At 37.7% G+C, this 20,818-nt stretch carries 21 protein-coding genes and 6 pseudogenes; 20 read left to right on the top strand and 7 right to left on the bottom strand.

The window, feature by feature from the left end; translation table 11 throughout:
* Positions 1–11 precede the first annotated feature (11 nt).
* From LZ575_RS02610 to LZ575_RS02600, 3 genes and pseudogenes are all read right to left on the bottom strand, one after another.
* Entirely contained in the window at positions 12–149 is a 138-nt protein-coding gene (locus LZ575_RS02610; protein WP_235328192.1) for a hypothetical protein, read from the bottom strand.
* Positions 150–173: 24 nt separating this feature from the next.
* Positions 174–527, bottom strand: a complete 354-nt coding sequence (locus tag LZ575_RS02605; protein ID WP_235328190.1) for a translation initiation factor — start codon at positions 525–527, stop codon at positions 174–176.
* 3 nt (positions 528–530) lie between these two features.
* Positions 531–1,480, bottom strand: a pseudogene (locus tag LZ575_RS02600) (isopenicillin N synthase family dioxygenase).
* A 123-nt stretch (positions 1,481–1,603) separates the two neighbouring features.
* Here LZ575_RS02600 and LZ575_RS02595 point away from each other — a divergent pair.
* The 15 genes and pseudogenes from LZ575_RS02595 to LZ575_RS02525 all read left to right on the top strand — a co-directional run bounded on the left by LZ575_RS02595 (position 1,604) and on the right by LZ575_RS02525 (position 13,719).
* Positions 1,604–3,610 (top strand): annotated as a pseudogene (locus LZ575_RS02595) (thiamine pyrophosphate-dependent enzyme).
* Positions 3,611–3,737: 127 nt separating this feature from the next.
* The gene (locus LZ575_RS02590; RefSeq protein ID WP_139064701.1) at positions 3,738–3,899 is read left to right on the top strand and encodes a DUF1328 family protein; all 162 of its coding nucleotides are present in this window, start codon (positions 3,738–3,740) and stop codon (positions 3,897–3,899) included.
* Positions 3,900–3,975: 76 nt separating this feature from the next.
* Positions 3,976–4,461 carry a lipocalin family protein gene (locus LZ575_RS02585; protein WP_235328188.1) on the top strand — a complete coding sequence of 162 codons (486 nt, stop codon included), beginning with the start codon at positions 3,976–3,978 and terminating at the stop codon, positions 4,459–4,461.
* An 11-nt stretch (positions 4,462–4,472) separates the two neighbouring features.
* Positions 4,473–5,175, top strand: a pseudogene (locus LZ575_RS02580) (OmpA family protein).
* Positions 5,176–5,255: 80 nt separating this feature from the next.
* Positions 5,256–6,377 (top strand): NAD(P)/FAD-dependent oxidoreductase, encoded by a 1,122-nt coding sequence (locus tag LZ575_RS02575; RefSeq protein WP_235328186.1) that lies wholly within the window; start codon positions 5,256–5,258, stop codon positions 6,375–6,377.
* Positions 6,374–6,634 (top strand): hypothetical protein, encoded by a 261-nt coding sequence (locus LZ575_RS02570; protein ID WP_235328183.1) that lies wholly within the window; start codon positions 6,374–6,376, stop codon positions 6,632–6,634. The genes LZ575_RS02575 and LZ575_RS02570 overlap by 4 nt, the downstream gene beginning before the upstream one ends.
* Positions 6,635–6,641: 7 nt before the next feature.
* Complete coding sequence (locus tag LZ575_RS02565) at positions 6,642–7,088, top strand: methyltransferase domain-containing protein (RefSeq protein WP_235328181.1); 447 nt, start codon at positions 6,642–6,644, stop codon at positions 7,086–7,088.
* Positions 7,089–7,092: 4 nt separating this feature from the next.
* Positions 7,093–8,146, top strand: a pseudogene (locus LZ575_RS02560) (type III polyketide synthase).
* Complete coding sequence (locus tag LZ575_RS02555) at positions 8,140–8,934, top strand: enoyl-ACP reductase (protein ID WP_235328178.1); 795 nt, start codon at positions 8,140–8,142, stop codon at positions 8,932–8,934. The pseudogene LZ575_RS02560 and the gene LZ575_RS02555 overlap by 7 nt, the downstream one beginning before the upstream one ends.
* An 89-nt stretch (positions 8,935–9,023) precedes the next feature.
* Positions 9,024–9,362, top strand: coding sequence for a hypothetical protein (locus LZ575_RS02550; protein ID WP_311195939.1), 339 nt, complete (start codon positions 9,024–9,026; stop codon positions 9,360–9,362).
* Positions 9,363–9,596: 234 nt separating this feature from the next.
* A pseudogene (locus tag LZ575_RS02545) lies at positions 9,597–10,863 on the top strand (beta-ketoacyl-[acyl-carrier-protein] synthase family protein).
* A 104-nt stretch (positions 10,864–10,967) separates the two neighbouring features.
* A complete protein-coding gene (locus tag LZ575_RS02540) occupies positions 10,968–11,849 on the top strand; it encodes an SMP-30/gluconolactonase/LRE family protein (RefSeq protein WP_235328175.1) in 882 nt (293 codons plus the stop codon).
* Positions 11,850–12,080: 231 nt separating this feature from the next.
* Positions 12,081–12,335: an acyl carrier protein gene (locus tag LZ575_RS02535; RefSeq protein WP_235328172.1), complete on the top strand. Its 255-nt coding sequence runs from the start codon at positions 12,081–12,083 to the stop codon at positions 12,333–12,335.
* Positions 12,332–12,910: a 4'-phosphopantetheinyl transferase superfamily protein gene (locus LZ575_RS02530; protein ID WP_235328168.1), complete on the top strand. Its 579-nt coding sequence runs from the start codon at positions 12,332–12,334 to the stop codon at positions 12,908–12,910. Before LZ575_RS02535 ends, LZ575_RS02530 begins: the two co-directional genes overlap by 4 nt.
* Before the next feature lie 86 nt (positions 12,911–12,996).
* Positions 12,997–13,719, top strand: a complete 723-nt coding sequence (locus tag LZ575_RS02525; protein ID WP_235328165.1) for an MBL fold metallo-hydrolase — start codon at positions 12,997–12,999, stop codon at positions 13,717–13,719.
* A 146-nt stretch (positions 13,720–13,865) separates the two neighbouring features.
* Here LZ575_RS02525 and LZ575_RS23140 read toward each other — a convergent pair whose 3' ends face one another.
* On the bottom strand, positions 13,866–14,102 hold the full coding sequence (locus LZ575_RS23140) for a hypothetical protein (protein WP_311195938.1): 237 nt from the start codon (positions 14,100–14,102) through the stop codon (positions 13,866–13,868).
* Between the two features lie 116 nt (positions 14,103–14,218).
* Between LZ575_RS23140 and LZ575_RS23135 the strand changes: the two genes are divergently transcribed.
* Together LZ575_RS23135 and LZ575_RS02515 are read left to right on the top strand one after the other, a co-directional pair.
* Entirely contained in the window at positions 14,219–14,461 is a 243-nt protein-coding gene (locus LZ575_RS23135; protein ID WP_311195937.1) for a hypothetical protein, read from the top strand.
* A 98-nt stretch (positions 14,462–14,559) separates the two neighbouring features.
* A pseudogene (locus tag LZ575_RS02515) lies at positions 14,560–16,591 on the top strand (aconitate hydratase).
* 133 nt (positions 16,592–16,724) lie between these two features.
* On the opposite strand, the gene LZ575_RS02510 reads toward LZ575_RS02515, so the two are convergent.
* Entirely contained in the window at positions 16,725–17,024 is a 300-nt protein-coding gene (locus LZ575_RS02510) for an HPF/RaiA family ribosome-associated protein (protein ID WP_235328162.1), read from the bottom strand.
* A gap of 393 nt (positions 17,025–17,417) precedes the next feature.
* Between LZ575_RS02510 and LZ575_RS02505 the strand changes: the two genes are divergently transcribed.
* Positions 17,418–17,846 carry a DUF4251 domain-containing protein gene (locus LZ575_RS02505; RefSeq protein WP_235328160.1) on the top strand — a complete coding sequence of 143 codons (429 nt, stop codon included), beginning with the start codon at positions 17,418–17,420 and terminating at the stop codon, positions 17,844–17,846.
* A 75-nt stretch (positions 17,847–17,921) separates the two neighbouring features.
* A complete protein-coding gene (locus tag LZ575_RS02500; protein ID WP_235328158.1) occupies positions 17,922–18,383 on the top strand; it encodes a hypothetical protein in 462 nt (153 codons plus the stop codon).
* Between the two features lie 3 nt (positions 18,384–18,386).
* Here the strand turns inward: LZ575_RS02500 and LZ575_RS02495 are convergent, their stop codons facing one another.
* Complete coding sequence (locus tag LZ575_RS02495; protein ID WP_235328156.1) at positions 18,387–19,277, bottom strand: sulfotransferase domain-containing protein; 891 nt, start codon at positions 19,275–19,277, stop codon at positions 18,387–18,389.
* Positions 19,278–19,366: 89 nt separating this feature from the next.
* Complete coding sequence (locus LZ575_RS02490) at positions 19,367–19,912, bottom strand: 3-hydroxyacyl-CoA dehydrogenase NAD-binding domain-containing protein (protein WP_235328154.1); 546 nt, start codon at positions 19,910–19,912, stop codon at positions 19,367–19,369.
* A gap of 341 nt (positions 19,913–20,253) precedes the next feature.
* On the opposite strand from LZ575_RS02490, the gene LZ575_RS02485 reads away from it, so the two are divergent.
* Positions 20,254–20,673, top strand: a complete 420-nt coding sequence (locus LZ575_RS02485; protein ID WP_235328152.1) for a hypothetical protein — start codon at positions 20,254–20,256, stop codon at positions 20,671–20,673.
* Positions 20,674–20,818: the final 145 nt, after the last annotated feature.

The following is a 20,818-nucleotide window of genomic DNA, read 5'->3' as shown; positions in this document are numbered from 1 at the left end:
AATTGTAGGAACTAGTCGCTTTCCAGTTCAAGCACTGTTGGTCCTTCACAAAGCATTTCCCGCCAAACCACCACATCTCCGGTAATTCCCACTTCCTGAAGATTAGTAGTAATATCATCTCCATTCGTAATATGCAACAGCTGTGACATAAATTTTTAATTAAATTTGTAGCACTATCCTCCAACCCTTTTTACTCTGTAACCCTGCTCTTTTAGTAACTGCATTACCTTTTCTCTTACATCCCCCTGGATAATGATCTCTCCATCTTTAACTGAACCTCCAACTCCACATTTCTTCTTGAGATCTTTCCCCAGGCTAATAAGATCTTCTTCCCTGCCTTCAAAACCTTTTATTACAGTAACAGTTTTTCCTCCTCTTCCCTTAGAACTAAAATGAGCTTCAAGGTTTTGAGCATGGGGAGAGGGAGTTTCCTGCTCCTGCTCCTGCTCACCGTCCGGAACAAAATCACTATTAGTTGAGAAGACCATTCCTCCCAAATCTTCCAGTCCCATTTTCTTTTTTGCCATTTTTTATTTTTTAATCAACCCAATTTCTACAAGACGTTGATGCAAAAATTCTCCTGCAGTAATATCTTCATACTGTTTTGGGTGATTCTCATCAATACATTCTTCCAGACAGTTTAAGGGCATCTCGCTCCTTGGGTGCATAAAAAACGGAATGGAATATCTTGGCTTGTCCCATTGATCCCTGGGAGGATTAATTACTTTGTGAATTGTTGACCTTAATTTATTATTGGTATGTCTTTCTAACATGTCACCCACATTAATGACCAGCTCATCTTCCTTTGGTATAGCATCTATCCACTCACCGTCTTTTCGTAAGACCTGAAGCCCTCCGGTAGAGGCGCCCATCAATAAAGTAATAAGATTAATATCACCATGTGCTCCGGCGCGTTCTGCTCCTTTTGGTTCCTCAGTTATTGGGGGATAATGGATTGGCCTAAGGATACTGTTTCCGTTACTGGCCCAGTGGTCAAAGTAATGTTCATCTAATCCAATATAGATTGCCAGTGCGCGTAAAACGTAAATTCCTGTTTTCTCCAGCATTCTGTATGCTTCCATACCAGTGTGGTTAAAATCTTTTAATTCCTCCACCTGCACGTTCTTGGGATAATCCTCAATTAACTGTGCATCTTCAGATGGTTCCTGTCCAAAATGCCAGAATTCTTTTAGATCTCCTTCTTTTTTCCTTTCGCATGTTCTTTTCCGAAGGAAATATAACCCCTCTGCCCACCTAAACCTTCTATTTCATATTTCTTCTTTACTTCAACAGGAAGGTCAAAAAATGCTTTAACTTCTTTATATAATTCATCTACCAGTTCATCGCTTAAAAAGTGATTTTTTAGGGAAACAAATCCTATTTCTTCATAAGCTTTTCCTATTTCGTCTACAAATTTTTGCTTTCTCTTCGGGTCATTAGACAGGAAATCTGCCAAATCTACACTTGGTATATTATTCATTGCCATGTTGGGAATATTCTAAGTTAACACACAAAGTTAAAGAAAATAAGCTTAGATTATTTTAATCTTTAATTATAAGACATGGCTGCACTTTAATTAAATTTGGACATAAATCCTTTATTTATGGAAACCTCTGCCGGGGCATCTGCTCCTATAGTATACGATAGACAGGAATTACCCAACGAACAATTAATTCGTCTTTACAGGGAAATGTTGAAATCAAGACTTATTGAAGAAAAGATGCTCATCTTGTTGCGCCAGGGGAGAATTTCTAAGTGGTTTAGCGGTATGGGCCAGGAAGCTATAGCTATAGGAGTTACCCTTGCTCTTGAAAAGGACGAATATATCATGCCCATGCACAGGAATCTGGGGGTTTTTACCGCAAGAGAAATTCCTTTGTACCGCTTATTTTCGCAGTGGCAGGGGAAGAAAAATGGCTTTACTAAAGGCCGTGACCGCAGTTTTCACTTTGGGACACAGGAATACAATATAGTGGGTATGATCTCTCACCTGGGACCACAGCTGGGAGTTGCAAATGGGATAGCTCTTGCTCATAAATTGAAGAACGAAAAAAAATTAACTGCAGTATTTAGCGGGGAAGGTGGTACCAGTGAGGGAGATTTTCACGAGGCACTCAACATAGCTTCTGTTTGGGATCTTCCAGTGCTTTTTTGTATTGAAAATAATGGCTACGGACTTTCAACTCCCACCCATGAACAATACAGGTGTAAGGATTTAATAGATAGGGGGCTGGGATATGGAATGGAAGCTCACAAAATTGAAGGAAACAACATTCTTGAGGTTTATAACAACGTATCCCAAATTGCCGCAAGCGTAAGGGAGAATCCGCGGCTAAGTACTCTTAGAGTTTATTACCTTCAGGATGCGGGGGCACGAAGAAGCCAGCGGTACAAAATATGTTCCCCAGGACCTGATGGATGATTGGGCAGCAAAAGATCCTATAAGTAATTTCAGAAATTATCTCATGGAGGCAAATTTGCTTTCTGAAGAAACAGACAACGAATTTCAAAGAGAAATAAAATCTGAAATTGATGAAAATCTTGATATTGCTTTCGCGGAAGAATCAGTAACTTCTAGTGAAACTGATGAATTAAATGATGTTTATAAATATTATGATTATCAACACTTTGAAGAAAATACAGAAACAAAGGAGGTTAGATTTATAGACGCTATTTCTGAGGGCTTGAAGCAGTCCATGCGGCGCCACCCGGACCTTATTTTGATGGGACAGGATATAGCAGACTATGGCGGAGTATTTAAAATTACCGAAGGCTTCCTGGACGAATTTGGGAAAAACAGGGTGAGGAATACTCCAATTTGTGAATCGGGAGTAGTAGGAACCGCAATGGGCCTTTCCATCAATGGCATGAAAGCAATGGTAGAAATGCAATTCGCCGATTTTGTGAGCTCAGGCTTTAATCCCATCGTCAATTATTTAGCAAAAGTAAATTACCGCTGGAATCAAAATGCTAATGTTGTAATAAGAATGCCTTGTGGAGCGGGGGTAGGAGCGGTCCTTTTCACAGCCAGACCAATGAAGCCTGGTTTACCAAAACTCCAGGTTTAAAAGTTGTCTATCCTGCTTTTCCTTTTGATGCTAAAGGTTTACTTAATACCGCATTTAATGATCCAAATCCTGTCCTGTTCTTTGAGCACAAAGCCCTATATAGAAGTGTAAGGCAGGAAATTCCCACAAATTATTATACCATTCCTTTTGGAAAGGCCGCTAAGATCAAGGAAGGAACAGAGATAAGTATTATAACTTATGGTGCTGCTGTTCACTGGGCACTGGAAGCATTAAATGAATTTGAAAATATTTCTATAGATCTGTTAGATTTAAGAACTTTACAACCTCTTGATAAGGAAGCTATATATGAGTCGGTTAAGAAGACAGGCAAAGTCCTGCTGCTTGCAGAGGATTCAGTTTTTGGAAGTATTATATCAGATATTGCCGCAATGATCTCGGAAGATTGCTTTGAATATCTTGATGCTCCTGTTATGAGAACGGGGAGTTTGGAAACGCCAATTCCTTTTGCTGCAGAGCTGGAAAAAATGTACCTTCCAAAAGAACGCCTTAGAGAAAAAATACAGCAACTTTTAGAATATTAATATTAATTTGGGAGTTTTATGCATTATTTAGGAATCCTTAACAAATTCGTTGTTAAATAATTAATAATGTTTTGGGGGACGCATAGCCGTAGAGTAATTTAGTTTGCGCTAATCAAAAACTAATATTATGGTACGACTAATTGTTATTTTCTTAATCATTGCTATTATTGCCGCCATTTTTGGGTTTGGTGGTATAGCTGAGGGAGCAGCAGATATTGCTAAAATTATTTTTTACATTTTTGTGGTATTGCTGGTAATCTCTTTGATAAGCAGGTTATTTAGACGATAAGTTTAGAATCAGGGATCCAATTGGGAGAGACATGCACCTAATTGGATCTTTTAATTTAATTGCAAAATAAGGAATTATGAAAAAATGTTTATTTATACTAATGGCCACACTTCTGGTAGTTTCCTGTGGGCCAAGTAAAACGGCAATAGAAGCCAGAAAAACTTTTAAAGGAGACTGGGTTTTAAATAATATTACCTACCCAAATAATACAGGTGATTTTAATGTAACTTTATTTAACGAAGCATCTGCAAAGTGCTTCCAGGGCAGCATGTGGAGCTTTGTATCAAACAACAATACAGGAACCTATACTTTACAGGGACCAAATTGTACCTCAGCCGGGGAGAAATATTTCAATTGGTCTATAGATGAAGAAAACACTGCAAGAGAAGGCGGTTATGATTTTTTATTAAAACCTACAGATGAAAATAATCGTTCAACAACAGGTAATCAAGGTTTTAGAATAAACCTTGTAGAATTAAACGAAACCTCAATGACCTGGGAACAAACAGTGACTCTGGAAGGATCACCATTTGTTATCCGTATGAATTTTACTAAACTTTAAAACGAAGAACTATGAAATTAGGAATAAACAAGATTATGGCAATAGTATTTGTAGCCTCTACATTACTATATAGCTGTGACGCAACACGTAATGCTAATAATAAACAAAAAGGTGCTGTAATAGGAAGTACTGGTGGTGCTGTCATTGGCGGGGTTATTGGAAATAATACCGGAGATGGTAATACCGCCCTTGGAGCTATTATAGGTGGAGTTGTAGGTGGTGCTGCTTAGTGCTTATATTGGTAACAGGATGGATGAGCAGGCTAAGGAAATCGAGCAGGAAATTCCCGGAGCTGAAGTTGAAAGAGTAGGTGAAGGTATTAACGTAACCTTTGATGAAACCAGTGGTGTCTATTTTGAGACCGATAAGTTCAATATAAATCCAAAGTCACAGGACGCATTAAATAAACTTGTAGGAATCTTCAAAGAGTATCCAGACACTAATATTCTAATAGAAGGGCATACCGATGATGTAGGAAGTGAAAGTTATAACCTTACTTTATCTAAGAACCGTGCCCAGGCTGTTACAAATTATTTGGTTACAAATGGGATCTCAAAAGGACGTCTTACTACTAACTGGTATGGTGAGGCACAACCTAAGCACGATAACACCACTGCCGAAGGAAGAGCTAAAAACCGTAGAGTAGAGTTGGCAATTGTTGCAAATGAACAATTGCAAAAAGAGGCTGAAGAGCAAGCTGCTAAGCAAAATTAATCTAATAGACATAAATATTAGAAATTGGCATATTGAAATCCCGGGTTATACTCCCCGGGATTTTTTTTTAATTTAAAGAAGTGAAAAAGCCCAGAATTGCCATAGTAGGTGGAGGATTAGCAGGGTTGACTGCTGCAATTCATCTGGCATCTGCAGGATATCTACCTGTGGTTTTTGAAAAGAATACTTTTCCTCATCACAAGGTTTGTGGGGAATATTTATCCCTCGAGATTTTCCCATATTTAAACTCGCTGGAGATTGATCTCAATTCCTTAAATCCGGTTTTAATTGATACATTGAATTACAGCACCCCGTCAGGAAAATTAATTAAAACAGCACTACCGCTGGGCGGCGTGGGATTGAGTCGTTATGCTTTGGATCAATTTTTCTCTATAATGGCAAAAGAACGTGGAGTGTCTATTATTCACGAAACAGTGACCGATATTTCATTTGAAAGCAATGAACATATTATAACTACAGAAAGTGATAGGTTCGCTGCAGATATCGTCCTGGGTGCTTACGGAAAACGTTCATTGATAGACAAAAAGCTTAACCGAAAATTTATAGAAAAAAAGACTGACTGGCTGGCAGTGAAAGCACATTATGAACTGGTAGACTATCCTGAGGAAGTTGTTTCACTTCATAATTTCAAAGGAGGTTACTGTGGGTTATCCAAAACAGAGACCGGAGCTATAAACGTATGCTATCTTGCCACGTATAAGAGCTTTAAAAATTATAAAAATCCACAGGTATATCAGGAAGAAGTTTTAAGAAAAAACATTCATCTTAAAAGTTTTTTTAGCCAGGCCAAACCTTTATTTGAAAAAGATATTACTATTGCACAGATCTCCTTTGATAATAAGTCTCATATTGAAGATCATATTTTAATGTTAGGAGATGCCGCGGCTCTTATACATCCACTTTGCGGTAATGGCATGGCAATGGCAATTCACAGTGGAAAACTTGCTGCGGAATTAATTGTGGAACATCTTAAAAAAGAGCAATATAATCGGTTAAAACTTGAAAAGATCTATTTACGCGAATGGAAGAAGATTTTTTCAGGCCGGATTAGAACGGGAAGAGTTTTACAGAAAATTCTTTTAAATTCAGGATTGGCAGAAGCTTCTCAAACTGCAATTAAATTGTTCCCGGGAGTACTACCACAAATAATCAAAAGAACACACGGAACTACAGTAATATGAACAAACTGAACATTTCCTCCAGAACAAACAGAGCTGAAATCATGGATGATTTTGACCTGCAGGGAGATGAACTTGAGAATACGCTTGAGGATCTTGATAAGATAAACAGGTGGCTGGGAGGCAACAAAGTAACTGTACAAGGAGTAAGAAAACTGTTGAAATCTTATCCTAAAGATAAACCTGTTCATATTGCTGATGTTGGCTGCGGTAACGGTACTATGCTTAAAGAGATCGCCAATTGGGGAAGATCTGCTTAGTTATGAGATGAGACTCACCGGCATTGATGCCAATCCTCACGCAATTGCAATAGCCGAAAGAACATCAGAATATTATCCTGAAATTAAGTATAAGACGATTAATATTTTTAGCGATAACTTTAAGCAGGAAACTTTTGATATTGTTACCTGCACCCTAACGCTTCACCATTTTAAAAATGATCAAATTGAAGAAATTCTTCAGGATTTTTATCAAAAATCAAAAATAGGGGTTGTTATAAATGATCTTCATAGAAGCAGGCAGGCCTATCATCTATTTAGGGCTTTTTGTAAAGTATTTATAGATAATAAAATTGCGCGGGACGATGGATTGACCTCAATCCTCAGAGGTTTTAAAAAGAAAGATTTAAAAAAATTTGCCGCAGGAATACAGGCGAAAAAACAGGAGATCCGTTGGAAATGGGCTTACCGTTATCAATGGATCATTGAAAAATAAATATATGAATGTAAAAGTTATACATGTTGAAAAAGAATTACCTGAATACTATCGTGAAACAGTAGATGTTCTTCCTCTCGTAGAACAATGGCTGGAAGGGCAGGATGAGAGGTTTCGCAGGAAAATACTTAAGATATTCAAAGGTGCAGGGGTAGATAAACGTTATTCTATTATGTCGCCGGAAGAAGTATTTACTTCAACATCTTTTGAAGATAAAAACAATATATACGTAAGGGAAGTTAAGAAGCTGGGAAAAAATGTTCTTCAAAATGCCCTGAAAAATTCAGGATGGGAGAACTCATCTCTGGATTTTATAATTACCGTGAGTTGTACCGGGATCATGATCCCATCTCTGGATGCTTACCTTATAAACGAATTACCTCTTAATCAAAATATAACCCGGCTCCCTGTAACCGAAATGGGTTGTGCTGCGGGAATATCGGGGATGATCTATGCGAATAATTTTTTAAAGGCTAATCCCGGGAAAAGAGCTGCTGTTATAGCAGTAGAAAGTCCTACTGCTACTTTTCAGCTGGAGGATTTTAGTATGGCTAATATGGTGAGTGCCGCCATCTTTGGGGACGGTGCAGCCTGTGTTTTACTTTCTTCAGAAGAAAATGACAGGGGCCCCTCTATTGTTGCTGAAGAAATGTATCACTTTTTTGGAAGCCACTCATATGATGGGTTTTAACCTGACCAACTCTGGTCTTCAAATGATCCTTGACGAAACGGTTCCTGCAAAGATATCAGAACATTTTCCTGCCATCATTCATCCATTCCTGGAGAAAAACAATACCAGGATCGAGGAAGTGGACCATTTGATATTTCATCCGGGTGGAAAAAAAATTGTTCAAACTGTTTCTGATCTTTTTGGTACCTTAGGAAAGAATATTGACGATACTAGGGAAGTTCTACGCCTTTATGGCAATATGAGCAGTGTAACCGTGCTCTATGTCCTGGAGAGGTTTTTAAAACAACCAATTCCGGAAGGCGAGCAGGGATTAATGCTGAGCTTTGGACCCGGCTTTTCGGCACAGAGAATTTTATTAAAATGGTAACAGAATTTAGAGACAAAAATTACTGGGCACTTATTCTGGGAGGAAGTAGTGGGCTGGGCCTTGCCACTGCTCGAAAACTGGCCAGGCACGGAATGAATGTCATCATTATCCACCGGGACAGAAAAGCTGAACTTCCCGATATTGAAGAAGCCTTTGAAGAAATAAGAAACGCAGATGTACGCCTTGAAAGCTTTAATGTTGACGCTATTCAAAAGGAAAAACGCAATGGTCTTATTTCCGAAATTAAAAAGATTTTAAACGAAAAAGGAAAAATCAGGACGATGGTCCATAGTATAGCAAAAGGAAATCTAAAGCCTATGACAGGAGAGGGGCCAATCTTAGAAAATACCGATTTTCAGTTAACCCTCGATGCTATGGCTTTAAGTCTATACGATTGGACCCAGGAAATTTTCCACGCTAATTTATTTGCCAAAGATGCAAGGGTAATTTCTTTTACGAGTGAAGGAAATCAAAAAGCCTGGGCTAATTATGCTGCAGTGTCTGTCGCAAAAGTTGCTTTAGAATCAATAACGCGCAGCATGGCTCTTGAGTTTGCTCCACATGGGATCAGGGCAAATTGTATTCAGGCCGGAGTAACTGTCACCAGATCCTTTCAGCTAATTCCCGGCAGTGACACCCTAAGAGAGCACGCTTTAAAGAGGAATCCCTTCAAAAGGCTTACAATACCTAATGATGTAGCTAATGTGGTTTACCTGCTTTCAAAAGACGAAGCCTGCTGGATAACAGGAGCCATTATTCCCGTTAACGGTGGTGAACACTTAAAGTAGAAAAGCAGAAAATTTATTTATACATTTTCGGCTATTGTCTTGACTTTAGCTTTTGCTTAATAAAATCGTTTAATTAAATAGGAACTTTTTTGCCTTACAAAAACATTCTTTCCCGCCTCCCATATTCCCAACCCTTCCTGTTTGTTGATGATATTACTTATGTGGACGAAAACGAAGTCACAGGAGTTTATAGATTTAAGCAGGATTCATTTTTTTACAAAGGGCATTTTAAAAATAAACCCATTACTCCCGGAGTTATTTTAACTGAATGTATGGCACAAATAGGAGTAGTAAGCCTGGGAATTTATTTGCTTGACAACGAGCCCTCATTTCAAAAAAGTAAAGAGACTAAAATTGCACTTAGTTCCACACAAATTGATTTTTTCCTGCTTAGTTCTACCTGGAGAAGAAGTGAAGGTAATTTCTAAAAAGAATACTTCAGGTTCAATAAGCTAAAATGTAATGTAGAAATGTACAATGCTGAAGAAAAACTTGTTTGTCGCGGAACAATTGCAGGAATGGTGGGCTAGCTATTTTAGTGTAGAATGTGTATTGTACAATGTATATTAAAGAAGCAACCTATTTCAGGCAAGCCCAAAGCTCAAACTTCGAACCTTGAACCTTGAACCTTGACCCTTGAACCTTAAAACCTTGAACCTAAAATGAACCGGGTAGTAATAACAGGAATGGGCGTAGCCGCTCCAAATGCAGTAGGTCTAAAAAACTTTGAACATGCCATACGGGAGGGAAAGAGCGGGATCAAATTTCACCAGGAGCTGGAAGATCTTAAATTCAGTTGCAGGATAGGAGGAAAGCCCGAAATTTCAGAAAAAAAATTAGCCGAATATTTTACTCCGCTTCAACTTCGGGGACTAAATAGTAGCGGGATAGTTTACGGAGTGATTGCGGGAACTGATGCCTGGAATGATGCTTAGGTCTTGAAAAAGCTACTGATGAAACACCAGATTGGGACACAGGTATTATTTTCGGTACAGGTATTTTAGGTGTTGACAAGTTTAGAGAAGCTATTCATCTCATTGATGCTATAATACGAGAAGGCTTGGCAGTACCAGTGTGATACAAACCATGGCCAGTGGAATAAGCGCCTATCTTGGAGGAATTTTGGGTTGTGGAAACCTTGTAACTACCAACTCATCTGCCTGTACGACGGGTACTGAAGCTGTAATTATGGGCCTTGAAAGAATAAAATCAGGTAAAGCTAAAAGAATGCTTGTGGGCAGCTGTGGTGATCACGGACCTTACATTTGGGGCGGATTTGATGCCATGAGAATTCTTCCCGGCAGTTATAATGACCGTCCTGAAGCCGCCTCCCGACCAATGAGCGCCAGTGCCTCCGGCTTTGTACCTGGTAGCGGTGCGGGAGCATTATTACTGGAAGAGTATGAATCTGCAATTTCCCGCGGCGCTACAATATATGCTGAAATTTTGGGTGGGGATGTAAATAGTGGCGGCCAACGGGGAGGAGGCAGCATGACCGCAGCCAATAATGAGGCGGTGCAGAGATGTATAACAGCTGCAATAAAAAATGCAGGAATAGTAGCTGATGATATTGATGCTATAAATGGTCATCTCACAGCAACTACACGCGATTCTGTGGAAATTGAAAATTGGGCTGCAGCCCTTAAAAGAAAAGAAGCAGATTTTCCATATATCAATTCCCTAAAAGGAATGATCGGCCATAGCCTGAGCGCATCGGGAAGTATAGAATGTGTTGCCAGTGTACTTCAGCTTAAAGATAATTTTCTCTTCGGAAATGTAAACTGCGAAGATCTCCATCCTGAAATAACCGCTTTGGTTTCCGAAGAAAGAATTCCACGGGAAACTCTTAATAAAGAAATAAACATTCTCGCCAAAGCCAGTTTTGGATTTGGAGACGTTAATGGGGTGGTGATTTTTAAAAAGGTTTAAAGACTTCCATTTTCACTTACTCTTTAAAAGAAGCAATATCCAGAAATACGTATAGAACAGGATTTATTTTCCGATTTCGTATCTTAGAGAAAATCCTATTAATTATGAAGACTATTTTTTTAAAGGTGTTTTTAATCTGTTTTCTTTTTACTAGTCATTCGTTTTTTGCTCAGACTAATGCTAAACTACTTTTTAAAGCAGGAGGTTTCAGTCACCCTGAGTCGGTGATTTATGACGGGCAAAATAATGTAATGTACGTCTCAAATATGGCAGATGATAAAGACGGTGACGGTTTTATATCCAAAATTACTTCGGAAGGCGAAATTATAGAATTGAAGTGGATAACCGGGTTAAAAGATCCAAAAGGTCTCTTGATCCACAATGACAAACTATACGTTACCAACAATACCGAAGTAGTAGAAATAGATATAGATCAGGGACAAATCTCCAGAAAGATTCCTGTCGAGGGAGCTGTTTCTCTCAATGATATAACCGCAGATGAAAATGGCGCGATCTATTTCTCAGATATGGGCCAGAATACTATTTATAAAATACCCGGCAAAATGAAAGACCAACCGCTGGGGAGTAGTGGAAAAGAGGTTGAAATTGAGGAATACCTGAAAACTCCTAAACTAAATACTCCAAATGGTTTACTGGTTCACGAGAACCATTTATATGTAGGTTCCTGGGGAGAAAATCATGATGGAAACCTTCTAAGAATAAACCTTGAAACTAAAGAAGTGGGAAATGTCACTAATGAAGGAATTGGAAACCTGGATGGAATACAGGAAGCCCGAGAAAATTCTTTTTATGTTTCAGACTGGGGGACAGGAACAATTTATAAGATTGATAAGGAGGGAAATTTTAGTGAGGCCATTCAATCTGAAAAAAGTTCAGGAGATATTTTATTTCTACAGGAAAAGAACCAGTTGATCTTACCCATGAACTTTCAGAATGAAATCTGGGGGTATCAGATTAATTTATAACACTACTAAGATTTGTTCTCGCCACAACTGAACTTCTCAATATAAACTCTAATTTTTAAGGAAAATGTTTCGTGAAATTGGAAACTTTATGACGTACAATTTTTTAAAAAATTTAATTCCTGTTGATCCACCAGTCATACTCAAATAATTTAAAATAGCCTATATTAGAAAATGCGTTGAGACTTATTCTTCACCAGTAAAAGAGGAAATATAATAAAGTAGATATTTAAAATGAGCAATACCGATATACTCGAAAAATTAAAAAAAATAGTCACTCCCTATGCGCAGCAAAAAAGTGCTCTTGAGGGGTTTAATGATAAAACAGATTTTATTAACGACCTGCAGGTAAATTCAGCAAATTTGGTGGATGTAGTTCTCGATGTGGAAGATGAATTTAATATTGAAATTGATAATGAATCAATGGACGGGATGTTAACTGCAGGTGATGCGAGGGAAATTATACAAAGAAAAATGGCAGAAAAGTGATTGGTAATGATATTGTAGATCTCAACGCCGCCATTAAGGAAAGTAACTGGAGACGTAAGGGATTTCTTCAAAAATTATTTACTTTAAAAGAGCAGGAAAAGATTTTATCATCTCCCAAACCCCACCTGGCTGTTTGGCTTCTATGGTCTATGAAAGAAGCTGCGTATAAAGCTCACCAACGCAGGTATAGTTTAGAACGCAGCTATCGTCCAAAAAGCTTTTCCTGTACTATTCTTTTTTCTGAAGAAAATTCTGCTAAAGGAAAAGTACAGTGTGGGGAAGATATTTATTTAACCCAAAGTTCCTTTAGCAATAAATACATTCATACTATGGCATCAGTTTCAGAAGAAAGGGAAGTCATTAGAAATATCATGTCTTCTTCAGAAAATTTAAGATCCACTTTTATCTCACATTTCGCTGAGATAAAAAATTACTGCGAAAATCAAATTGTTCTTAAAAAAGACGGTCGTTCTATTCCGGTACTCAGCTATAGAGGCCATTCTTTGAACTGCTCTTTTTCTTTCTCTCACCACGGTCAATTTTCTGCTTACGCACTGTCGTTAACGAACTATTAAATACATCGTTAAACAGTATTAAATCCTCTTGAACATAATGCCCCCCTTTGTAAATTAATTTTTCTAATTAAAATCTATTATACATTATGAAGAAGGTTGATAAAATGGAAATTTTGCATAGCCAAAGTGCAGAATTTATAGAACAAGGAGAAACAGGAAAATTTTTAAAACTTATTCCCGACACTTTTATTATTAAAGGAGGAGAAAGGGATGGGGGAGTCCACCAGGGATATGCCATTCGACACCTTAACCGAAAAGATATTATTCTCATTGATGTAGTAGAGGAAGCCACCCGAGAAGCAGTTAAAAAGCTGGTTACTGACGGGTATACAATTAAAGGAATTCTAATTTCAAATCACCTTGTCTATAAAACCGCTTATGCCGATGTAAAAACCCTCTCTGCAGACGCTTATGGTGCCCCTGTATATATGCATCCCCGTATCTCGCCTAAAGATGGAGATACTTTAAAGGATATTACAGGTAGAAATGAAATTGTAAAATCTTTTGGATTAACAATTACTGATCTTCCCGGAAATGGTGGTGGATCTGTGCTTATATATTCTGACATAAATGATGGAATGCTGTTTACCGGAGCCGATGCCGATGGTTCTCCATACGATAGTGATCTAAATACTTTTACGCGCGGAAAGCTTGACAGCAAAAACGATGAATATGGTCTTGCAGAAAGCTGGGGGGCATACGTACTGCCGTTCACCTATTTTTTTCCTTTAAGAGGAAAACCTGCTTTTAATATTGATGAAGGACAAAGAGCCGACATTTTAAGTGTTCTTAGCCGAATTCAGGATTAATAGAATGAACTTAATAGAATAAGACTATTTCTAAAGCATTTTAGCATCATTCACAATATTGATTTTATTCCTGTCACGGAGTTCAACAATATTCAGCTTGGTGCCGGAAATGTTTTTCAGATAGTCTTTTTCTATTTTTAAAAGTTTTATTTGCTCTTCTCCCGTTCTTCTTTTTCTTCCCTGTCATCATCGACCAGAGGATGATCTGTAACTCCCAAACCAACTATAAGAATAACATTTGCAATTGTGCCGTAGAGCATTGTTATTAAAGCTATAAAACCACCACCAATTATTGCTGACATTCCCAGGGTCACATAATAGATAATGCTATACCAGGATTGAGGTAGTTCCTTACTCTCAGTAATTGGAAGGTTAAGCATCATAAACGTGACTACTGCAACTATAATTAATATAGTATCAACCTTCGCAATTGCCAGTACGTGCCTGTAATGTGTTTTGGTGAGAGAAGAATCTGCAGACTTGGCTTAGGCTTAAAAGAGTGAGCATTAAGGCGAGAATTGTGGAAGAGCCGAGAATTACGGTGTTACATAACATATTAACCCCCGAGAGAGAACTGGTAATTAAAATTTTTGCTTCGTACCCAGAGGTTTCTCCAATAATAAAAGTCCCTGTTGCCATGAACAGGGTTGAAACAATTCCTCCTACAACTGCACGTTTAATAATTGTGGTTGTAGATGATTTCATAAACGATACTTCATATTATAAATTTTATCAGTTTTAAAAGTAAGGGTTCTGCAGCGGCCCAAGGTATAAGATATTGTTAAACCATCTAGTTTATCCATTCAAAAATTATATTTTAAAGATCAAAAACTACCAACTATGTCGAAATTGAATGTTACACAAAAATTGATCAAGGAGCATCTTCTGGAAGGGGAAATGATTCCCGGAAAGGAAATTGGAATTAAAATTGACCAGGCATTACTCCAGGATGCCACAGGAACACTGGTACAACTGGAACTTGAGGCTATGAACCTTAAGAAAGCTCAAACTGAAGTTGCTGTACAATATGTTGACCATAACCTGTTACAAACAGATTTTAAAAATGCCGATGATCATGCTTTTTTACTTTCAGCTTCACAAAAATTTGGACTGTGGTACAGCCGTCCCGGTAATGGAGTAAGCCACCCGGTACATATGGAGAGATTTGGAAAACCGGGAAAAACAATGGTGGGCTCCGATAGTCATACGCCATCTGCAGGTTCTCTCGGGATGCTGGCAATAGGTACAGGAGGATTGGACGTTGCTGCAGCAATTGCAGGGCAGCCCTATTTTGTAAAGATGCCACAGGTAATGGGGGTTGAGCTTACCGGAAAAATGCCGGATTGGGTAAGTGCTAAAGATCTTATTCTCGAAATGCTTAGAAGATACGATGTAAAAGGAGGAGTGGGAAAGGTTATAGAGTATTACGGGGAAGGTCTTAAAGAATTGAGTGCAATGGACCGTCATGTAATAGCCAATATGGGCGCAGAACTTGGAGCAACAACAACTGTTTTCCCTAGTGATGAGGAAACAAAGAAATTTTTACGATCTCAACATAGGGAAGAAGATTGGATAGAATTACTTCCTGATGAAGGTTGTGAATACGATCTCCACGACGAGATAGTGCTGGATGAATTAATACCCTTAATTGCAAAACCAACAAGCCCAGGGAATGTTGTTCCCGTTAGTGAAGTTGCAGGTTTAGAGATAGGACAGGTTGTTATTGGTTCTTCGGCAAATCCCGGGGTGAGGGATTTTTGGGTTGCTGGAGCTATTGTAGATGGAAAAACTGTTAGAGAAAATGTTTCTTTTGATGTTAATCCCACTTCGCGACAGGTAATCCAGAATTTAATTGCAAACAAAGGCTTTGAAAAGTTAATAGCTTCCGGAGCAAGATTTCATCAATCGGGTTGTATGGGTTGTATTGGAATGGGCCAGGCCCCGGCATCTGATTCTATAAGTCTTCGAACCATGCCACGTAACTTCCCGAGCAGATCCGGAACCGAAGATGATCAGGTATATCTGTGTAGTCCCGAAACCGCGGCTGCATCTGCATTGACAGGAAAGATTACAGATCCACGGGACCTTGAGAAACTCTTTGACATGAACTATCCGCGATATGAATATCCGGAGAAAGAATTAATAAATACCATGATGTTAGTTCCACCAGCTGAGGATGGCGACCAGGTAGAATTAAAGAAAGGTCCTAATATTAAAACTCTGCCAGAAATTGAACCACTAAAAGATAGCGTGGAGGTTCCTGTGTTACTTAAAATGGGGGACAATATTTCCACAGATGAGATTTTAAGGGCAGGGGCAGAAGTCCTTCCTTTTAGAAGTAATTTGCCTGAAATAAGTAAATTCTCTTATTCAGTTATAGATGATAGTTTTTATGATCGTGCTCAAAAAACTAAAAAAGAATATGGTGGACATATAGTAGTAGCAAAAGATAACTATGCACAGGGGTCCAGCCGGGAACATGCTGCTCTCGCACCTAAATATTTGGGGCAGGTGGCGGTTATAGCTAATTCGTATGCAAGGATTGCCTGGCAGAATTTGGTGAACTTCGGAATTTTGCCGCTGGAATTTCTTGATATTAGTGATCTTGAAAAAATAGATCAGGGAGATATGGTTAGCTTTAGTAACCTGAGAAACGATGTTTCCAACAGGAATAATATCCGGGTGAAAATTAAAAAAGAGAGCGGTGATATTTTAGAGATCGAAACTAAACATTCCATGAGTGACTAAGCAAATTCAAATCTTGCTGAAGGGAGGAATAATAAATGAATTCAAATCCAAATTAAATAATGAGGAAGTGAATGCTGTAGATAAAAATACTGTGACCGGAAATGAGAGACAACAAATAAAATAGACTTCTTCTAAGGTAAATGAATAATGCCCGCAATAAGACGCGGGCATTTTTTATCTTTTGTCAATTGTGTATTTAGTCATAAAAAAACCCTTTCCATTAATCCGGAAAAGGTTTTTCATCTAAGAAAGCAGGACTAATAAGATTTCATTTGTCCTTTTCGTTTAGACAACTGTTTTTCCAGATCTCTTACTGTTTCTGCAGCGGCAGCTTCGTAAGATTCTTCATTAGATTCAGCAAAAATTATAGGACCCGGACCACTTAAGCTTATATTACAAATATATCCTTTTGGTTCCTCGGGCTCATGTCTTTTAAAATGCACTTCGGCACTTATAATCCAGTCATATTTTGTTTCCAGTTTGTCAAGTTTTTTTTGGGTAAATTCTTCGAGACTTTCGCTTCTCTCTAACTTTACATATTGAAATCTAGCATCCATAAATGTTGTTTTAAATGTATAGCCAATAAAATAAATTTAACGGGAACCCCCAAATGAATTAGCCTATTGTTAGCTAAGTTTTATGATTGCTTTTAGAGCTAATCACTATCATTATAAATTTACTTATTTTAAATAGGAAGAGTAGCAACCAAAATATTCTACAGGCATAGGAATAACAGTTACTCCTATGAGAGTTGAGGCTCGATAATTGTGATTTATTTTGCCCATGAAAATCTAATATGACGTTTACTGAATATTTCCGTACATTAAGTAAGAACTATTATTCCGGGGATTAGAATGATTAAAAAATATATACTATGAAAAATTTTTATGAAAAGTGGAGAATAGGAGGGAAGGCTTTTACAATACTGGTCTTTTCTTTTATTGACGATTATGGCCTGTGGAACGAGCCGTTCTACAGGAGAGAGCAATGGGTCTGGAGATTTTGAAGACCTCATTACAAAGCGTGAATTTGAAATAGAAAATGAATGGCTTATGCCTTTAGGTGGAAGTATGGTTAACTTAATTGGCAATGCCAACTATATTCGGGTTAAGGGAGATAGCGTAGATGTTTTTTTACCTTATTACGGGGTGAGACATTCCGGCGGGGGATATGGATCTGAAGGTGGAATTAGATATGAAGGTGTACCCAAAAATTTTAATATTACTCATAATGAACAAAAGAATAATTATATGCTAAAGTTTGAGGGAAATCATGAATCAGAAAATCTTCAGTTTATGATTACAATTTTTCCCAATGGAGATACAAATACTTCAGTAAACAGTTCTCAAAGGGCATCTATCTCCTATAGAGGAGACTAACGTCCATTGAAAGAAGAAGAATAATATTAAAATTTGCTTACAATAAATAAATAAGCTTGAAAAGTTGAAAAAAAAATGGCTCAGGAAATTTTGCTTAGGGAGCAAATAATTGAACTTTTGGAAGGTGGTTTTGCACCTAATGTTATTTTACTAAGAGAATTTAGTTATGAGAAAGCCGGGATAATCCTGGATGGATTACATTTCTCTGCCTGGGTATTACTGGGCCATATACGGGGGAGACAACAGGTGCTTTTAAATTTTATTAAAGATCCCGGGAACAATAAAAATGTTTGGCCGGATGCTCCGTGGCCACCAAATCATCAACCGGAAAGCCGTGAAGAATGGGAATTAGAAATAGACAAATATGAGCAGGAGCTACAAGAAGTTATAGATCTTATTAAGGATGACTCAATTCCTTTATATGAACTTCAAAGCAATGGGAAAACATTTTCCTGGGCAGCAATGACCTTACTGCATCATACAGGCTATCATATAGGTCAATTAAAAACTGTAGGTCGCCAGCTGGGAGTGTGGTAAACTTTAATTATATAAAGGCTGCTGTGAATCGATAATTTCAGCTTTTAAATCTTCAAAATCCTCCTGCGGAAAATCCCTGCGAAAATTAATAGTTTCAGTTTCTTCGGAATACTTGAGGTACTCCAGCAAAGGACCTGCGATAACTTCGGCTCTGGAAATTTGATAATCGGTTAACTGATCTTTCCAATATCCTGAAGCCCCTTTTTTAAGATGTTTCGGATTTTTCCTTTTAAGAGTTGAAAAACTTACAGCCTGCTCCAGTTCTAATCTTTCCGAAGAGGTAAGGCTGGTGCCTAAATAATCCAGCAGCAGAGACAATTCCTTCTGAAAGTCCTGCAAAAAACCTTCAAAATAAGCGACATGAATATTGTATTTACTGCTTACCCGCAGGTGATCCCAAACGTGCCAAACCCATTCCTGAAGAAGCTTATCAAAGTTTTTTTCAAGAAACCTTTCAGGATTTGATTCTTCCTGGGGAAAATACTTCAGCATATATTCTGAACAATAGTATTTGGAAGCCGAAATTGCCATATCCCGTGGATCTCGTATAATGTAAATTTTTCTATCAAACAGCTCGAAGACATTTCCACTGTTTTTACAAAATGGAGAATGTGTCCAAACGTGGTTCGTTTTGCTAAGATATGTAGGCCAATCATCAATAGGCATTTGGAAAATGCTGCTAATCCTGTATACCGTCTGCAAATCGGTGATGTTTATTTGATCAATCTGTGCCTGCTCAGGATAATTGAGTTCCCAGCTCTTTGCCATTTCCTGGATAGGATGTTGCTGAATAAAACTTGAAGAAGGATTGCCTGATAATTCTAATATTTGCTGTAGGATCTTGTACAGCCAGAAATTGCCGCATTTAGGGGAACCAATTTGTAAAATTTTCATTGAGTACTGGAATTTCAAAAACTAAAATAAATAATACAATAAGTTTTCCCGAGGAATCCACAAGTAATTTATTCCGTTGGAACCTCTTATTAAGAAGCAATTACAAGGCCTATATCTTCAATAAAACCTGCAACTGTCGCGGTTACCGCAGGATCAGTTTTTTTATGTTCAATAATTTCTGCTGAATTTTTCTTCCATAGCTCATCCGGAAAATGCACTCCCAGAAACTTTTCCGGTCTTCCTGTCTCTTTAGCGAAATCTTCAGGTAGGAGGTGAGACGAGCTGGTCACAAAAATTGTATTCTTTGGGGCAACTTTACCAAGTTTAGTGAAGAATTCCTTCTTTATATCACGTTCATCGGGAATTGCTTCTATAACAATATCAGCATTTCCCGAAGCTTCCGTTATATCGGCAGAATAAGCCAGATTTGCAAGAGCAGCATCAATTTCTTCTTGTGTAGCATTATAGTGATCCCGGAATTGATCGCCAAGTTCCCTGAATTTCGTTCTAGCTTCTTCAAGCAGGCCGAGGTCGAGATCGTAAATTGTCACGTCAAATTTTTGAAAAGCAATTAAAAAAGTCAATTGACTTCCTAAATGTCCCGAGCCAAAAACAGTTACTTTATTTATCTTCATAAGTAAACTTTTCCAGAATTATTTTTTAAAGATGTTGCTTTGCTGTCACAAACACTATTAAGGATGTATTAATTGTTTTATAAATCTATTAGAAGAGAAGAGGTTTCCTGGAAGAAGGGTTTGTTTGAAAGGACATTTTACAATAAATTCTATTTTACATAATATAAATTATAGGACAAATATATCTGGTGTCATTATATAAGTTTTCATATAGCAACCACACACACGTCAGCTTTTTCCCACACCCTGGTAATATACTGCCAATTATAACTTTATCTTATATTAAATCTAATTAGAAGACCCTTTAAAAGAAATACCTTGCGCCTTAGACGCACTTCCTCATGAAAACCCTCTTAATAATATTCGCCATTTTGGTTGTGGCAATTTTTATTGTGTTCACTATTGGGTTTTCAAATTCATCTCTCAAAAAAAATGATATTACCGAAATAGACTGGAGATTACCTGGAACTTTCGAAAAAGCACAAATAGAAAAAGCTTTTTTTCTAAGTAAGCTTGAGTCCTGTAAAAATTTTTACATTAAAAAAGTACTTGAGAACGAATTTATAGTCGCGTGTTCTATAGGTTCCAGTTGGAAATATTATACTGTTTATACCAATCAAAAAAGGATTTACATTGTGGACGATCAAACTGTGGCGACTCTTACCGCACCCACAATAAAAACACAAAACACTTCTTCTCCTAAGAATAATGGAAAATACTCTGCTCCAAAACGTACAGATTTAATACTGGAAGCACGCTAGTTATCTGTAACATCTTCTATAACTTCTTTTTTTAATAAAAGCCAAATAGAAAGGATTTTCTCGCTAGTCGTGAATTTTTATACATTTTATATGGTAAGTTATGGGCTTTTTTCACTTTTTATCGAAAACAAGTGAATCGCTCAAA

Source organism: Antarcticibacterium sp. 1MA-6-2 (genome assembly GCF_021535135.1).
Lineage (GTDB): Bacteria > Bacteroidota > Bacteroidia > Flavobacteriales > Flavobacteriaceae > Gillisia.
This window is presented reverse-complemented; position numbering and strand designations above follow the sequence as displayed.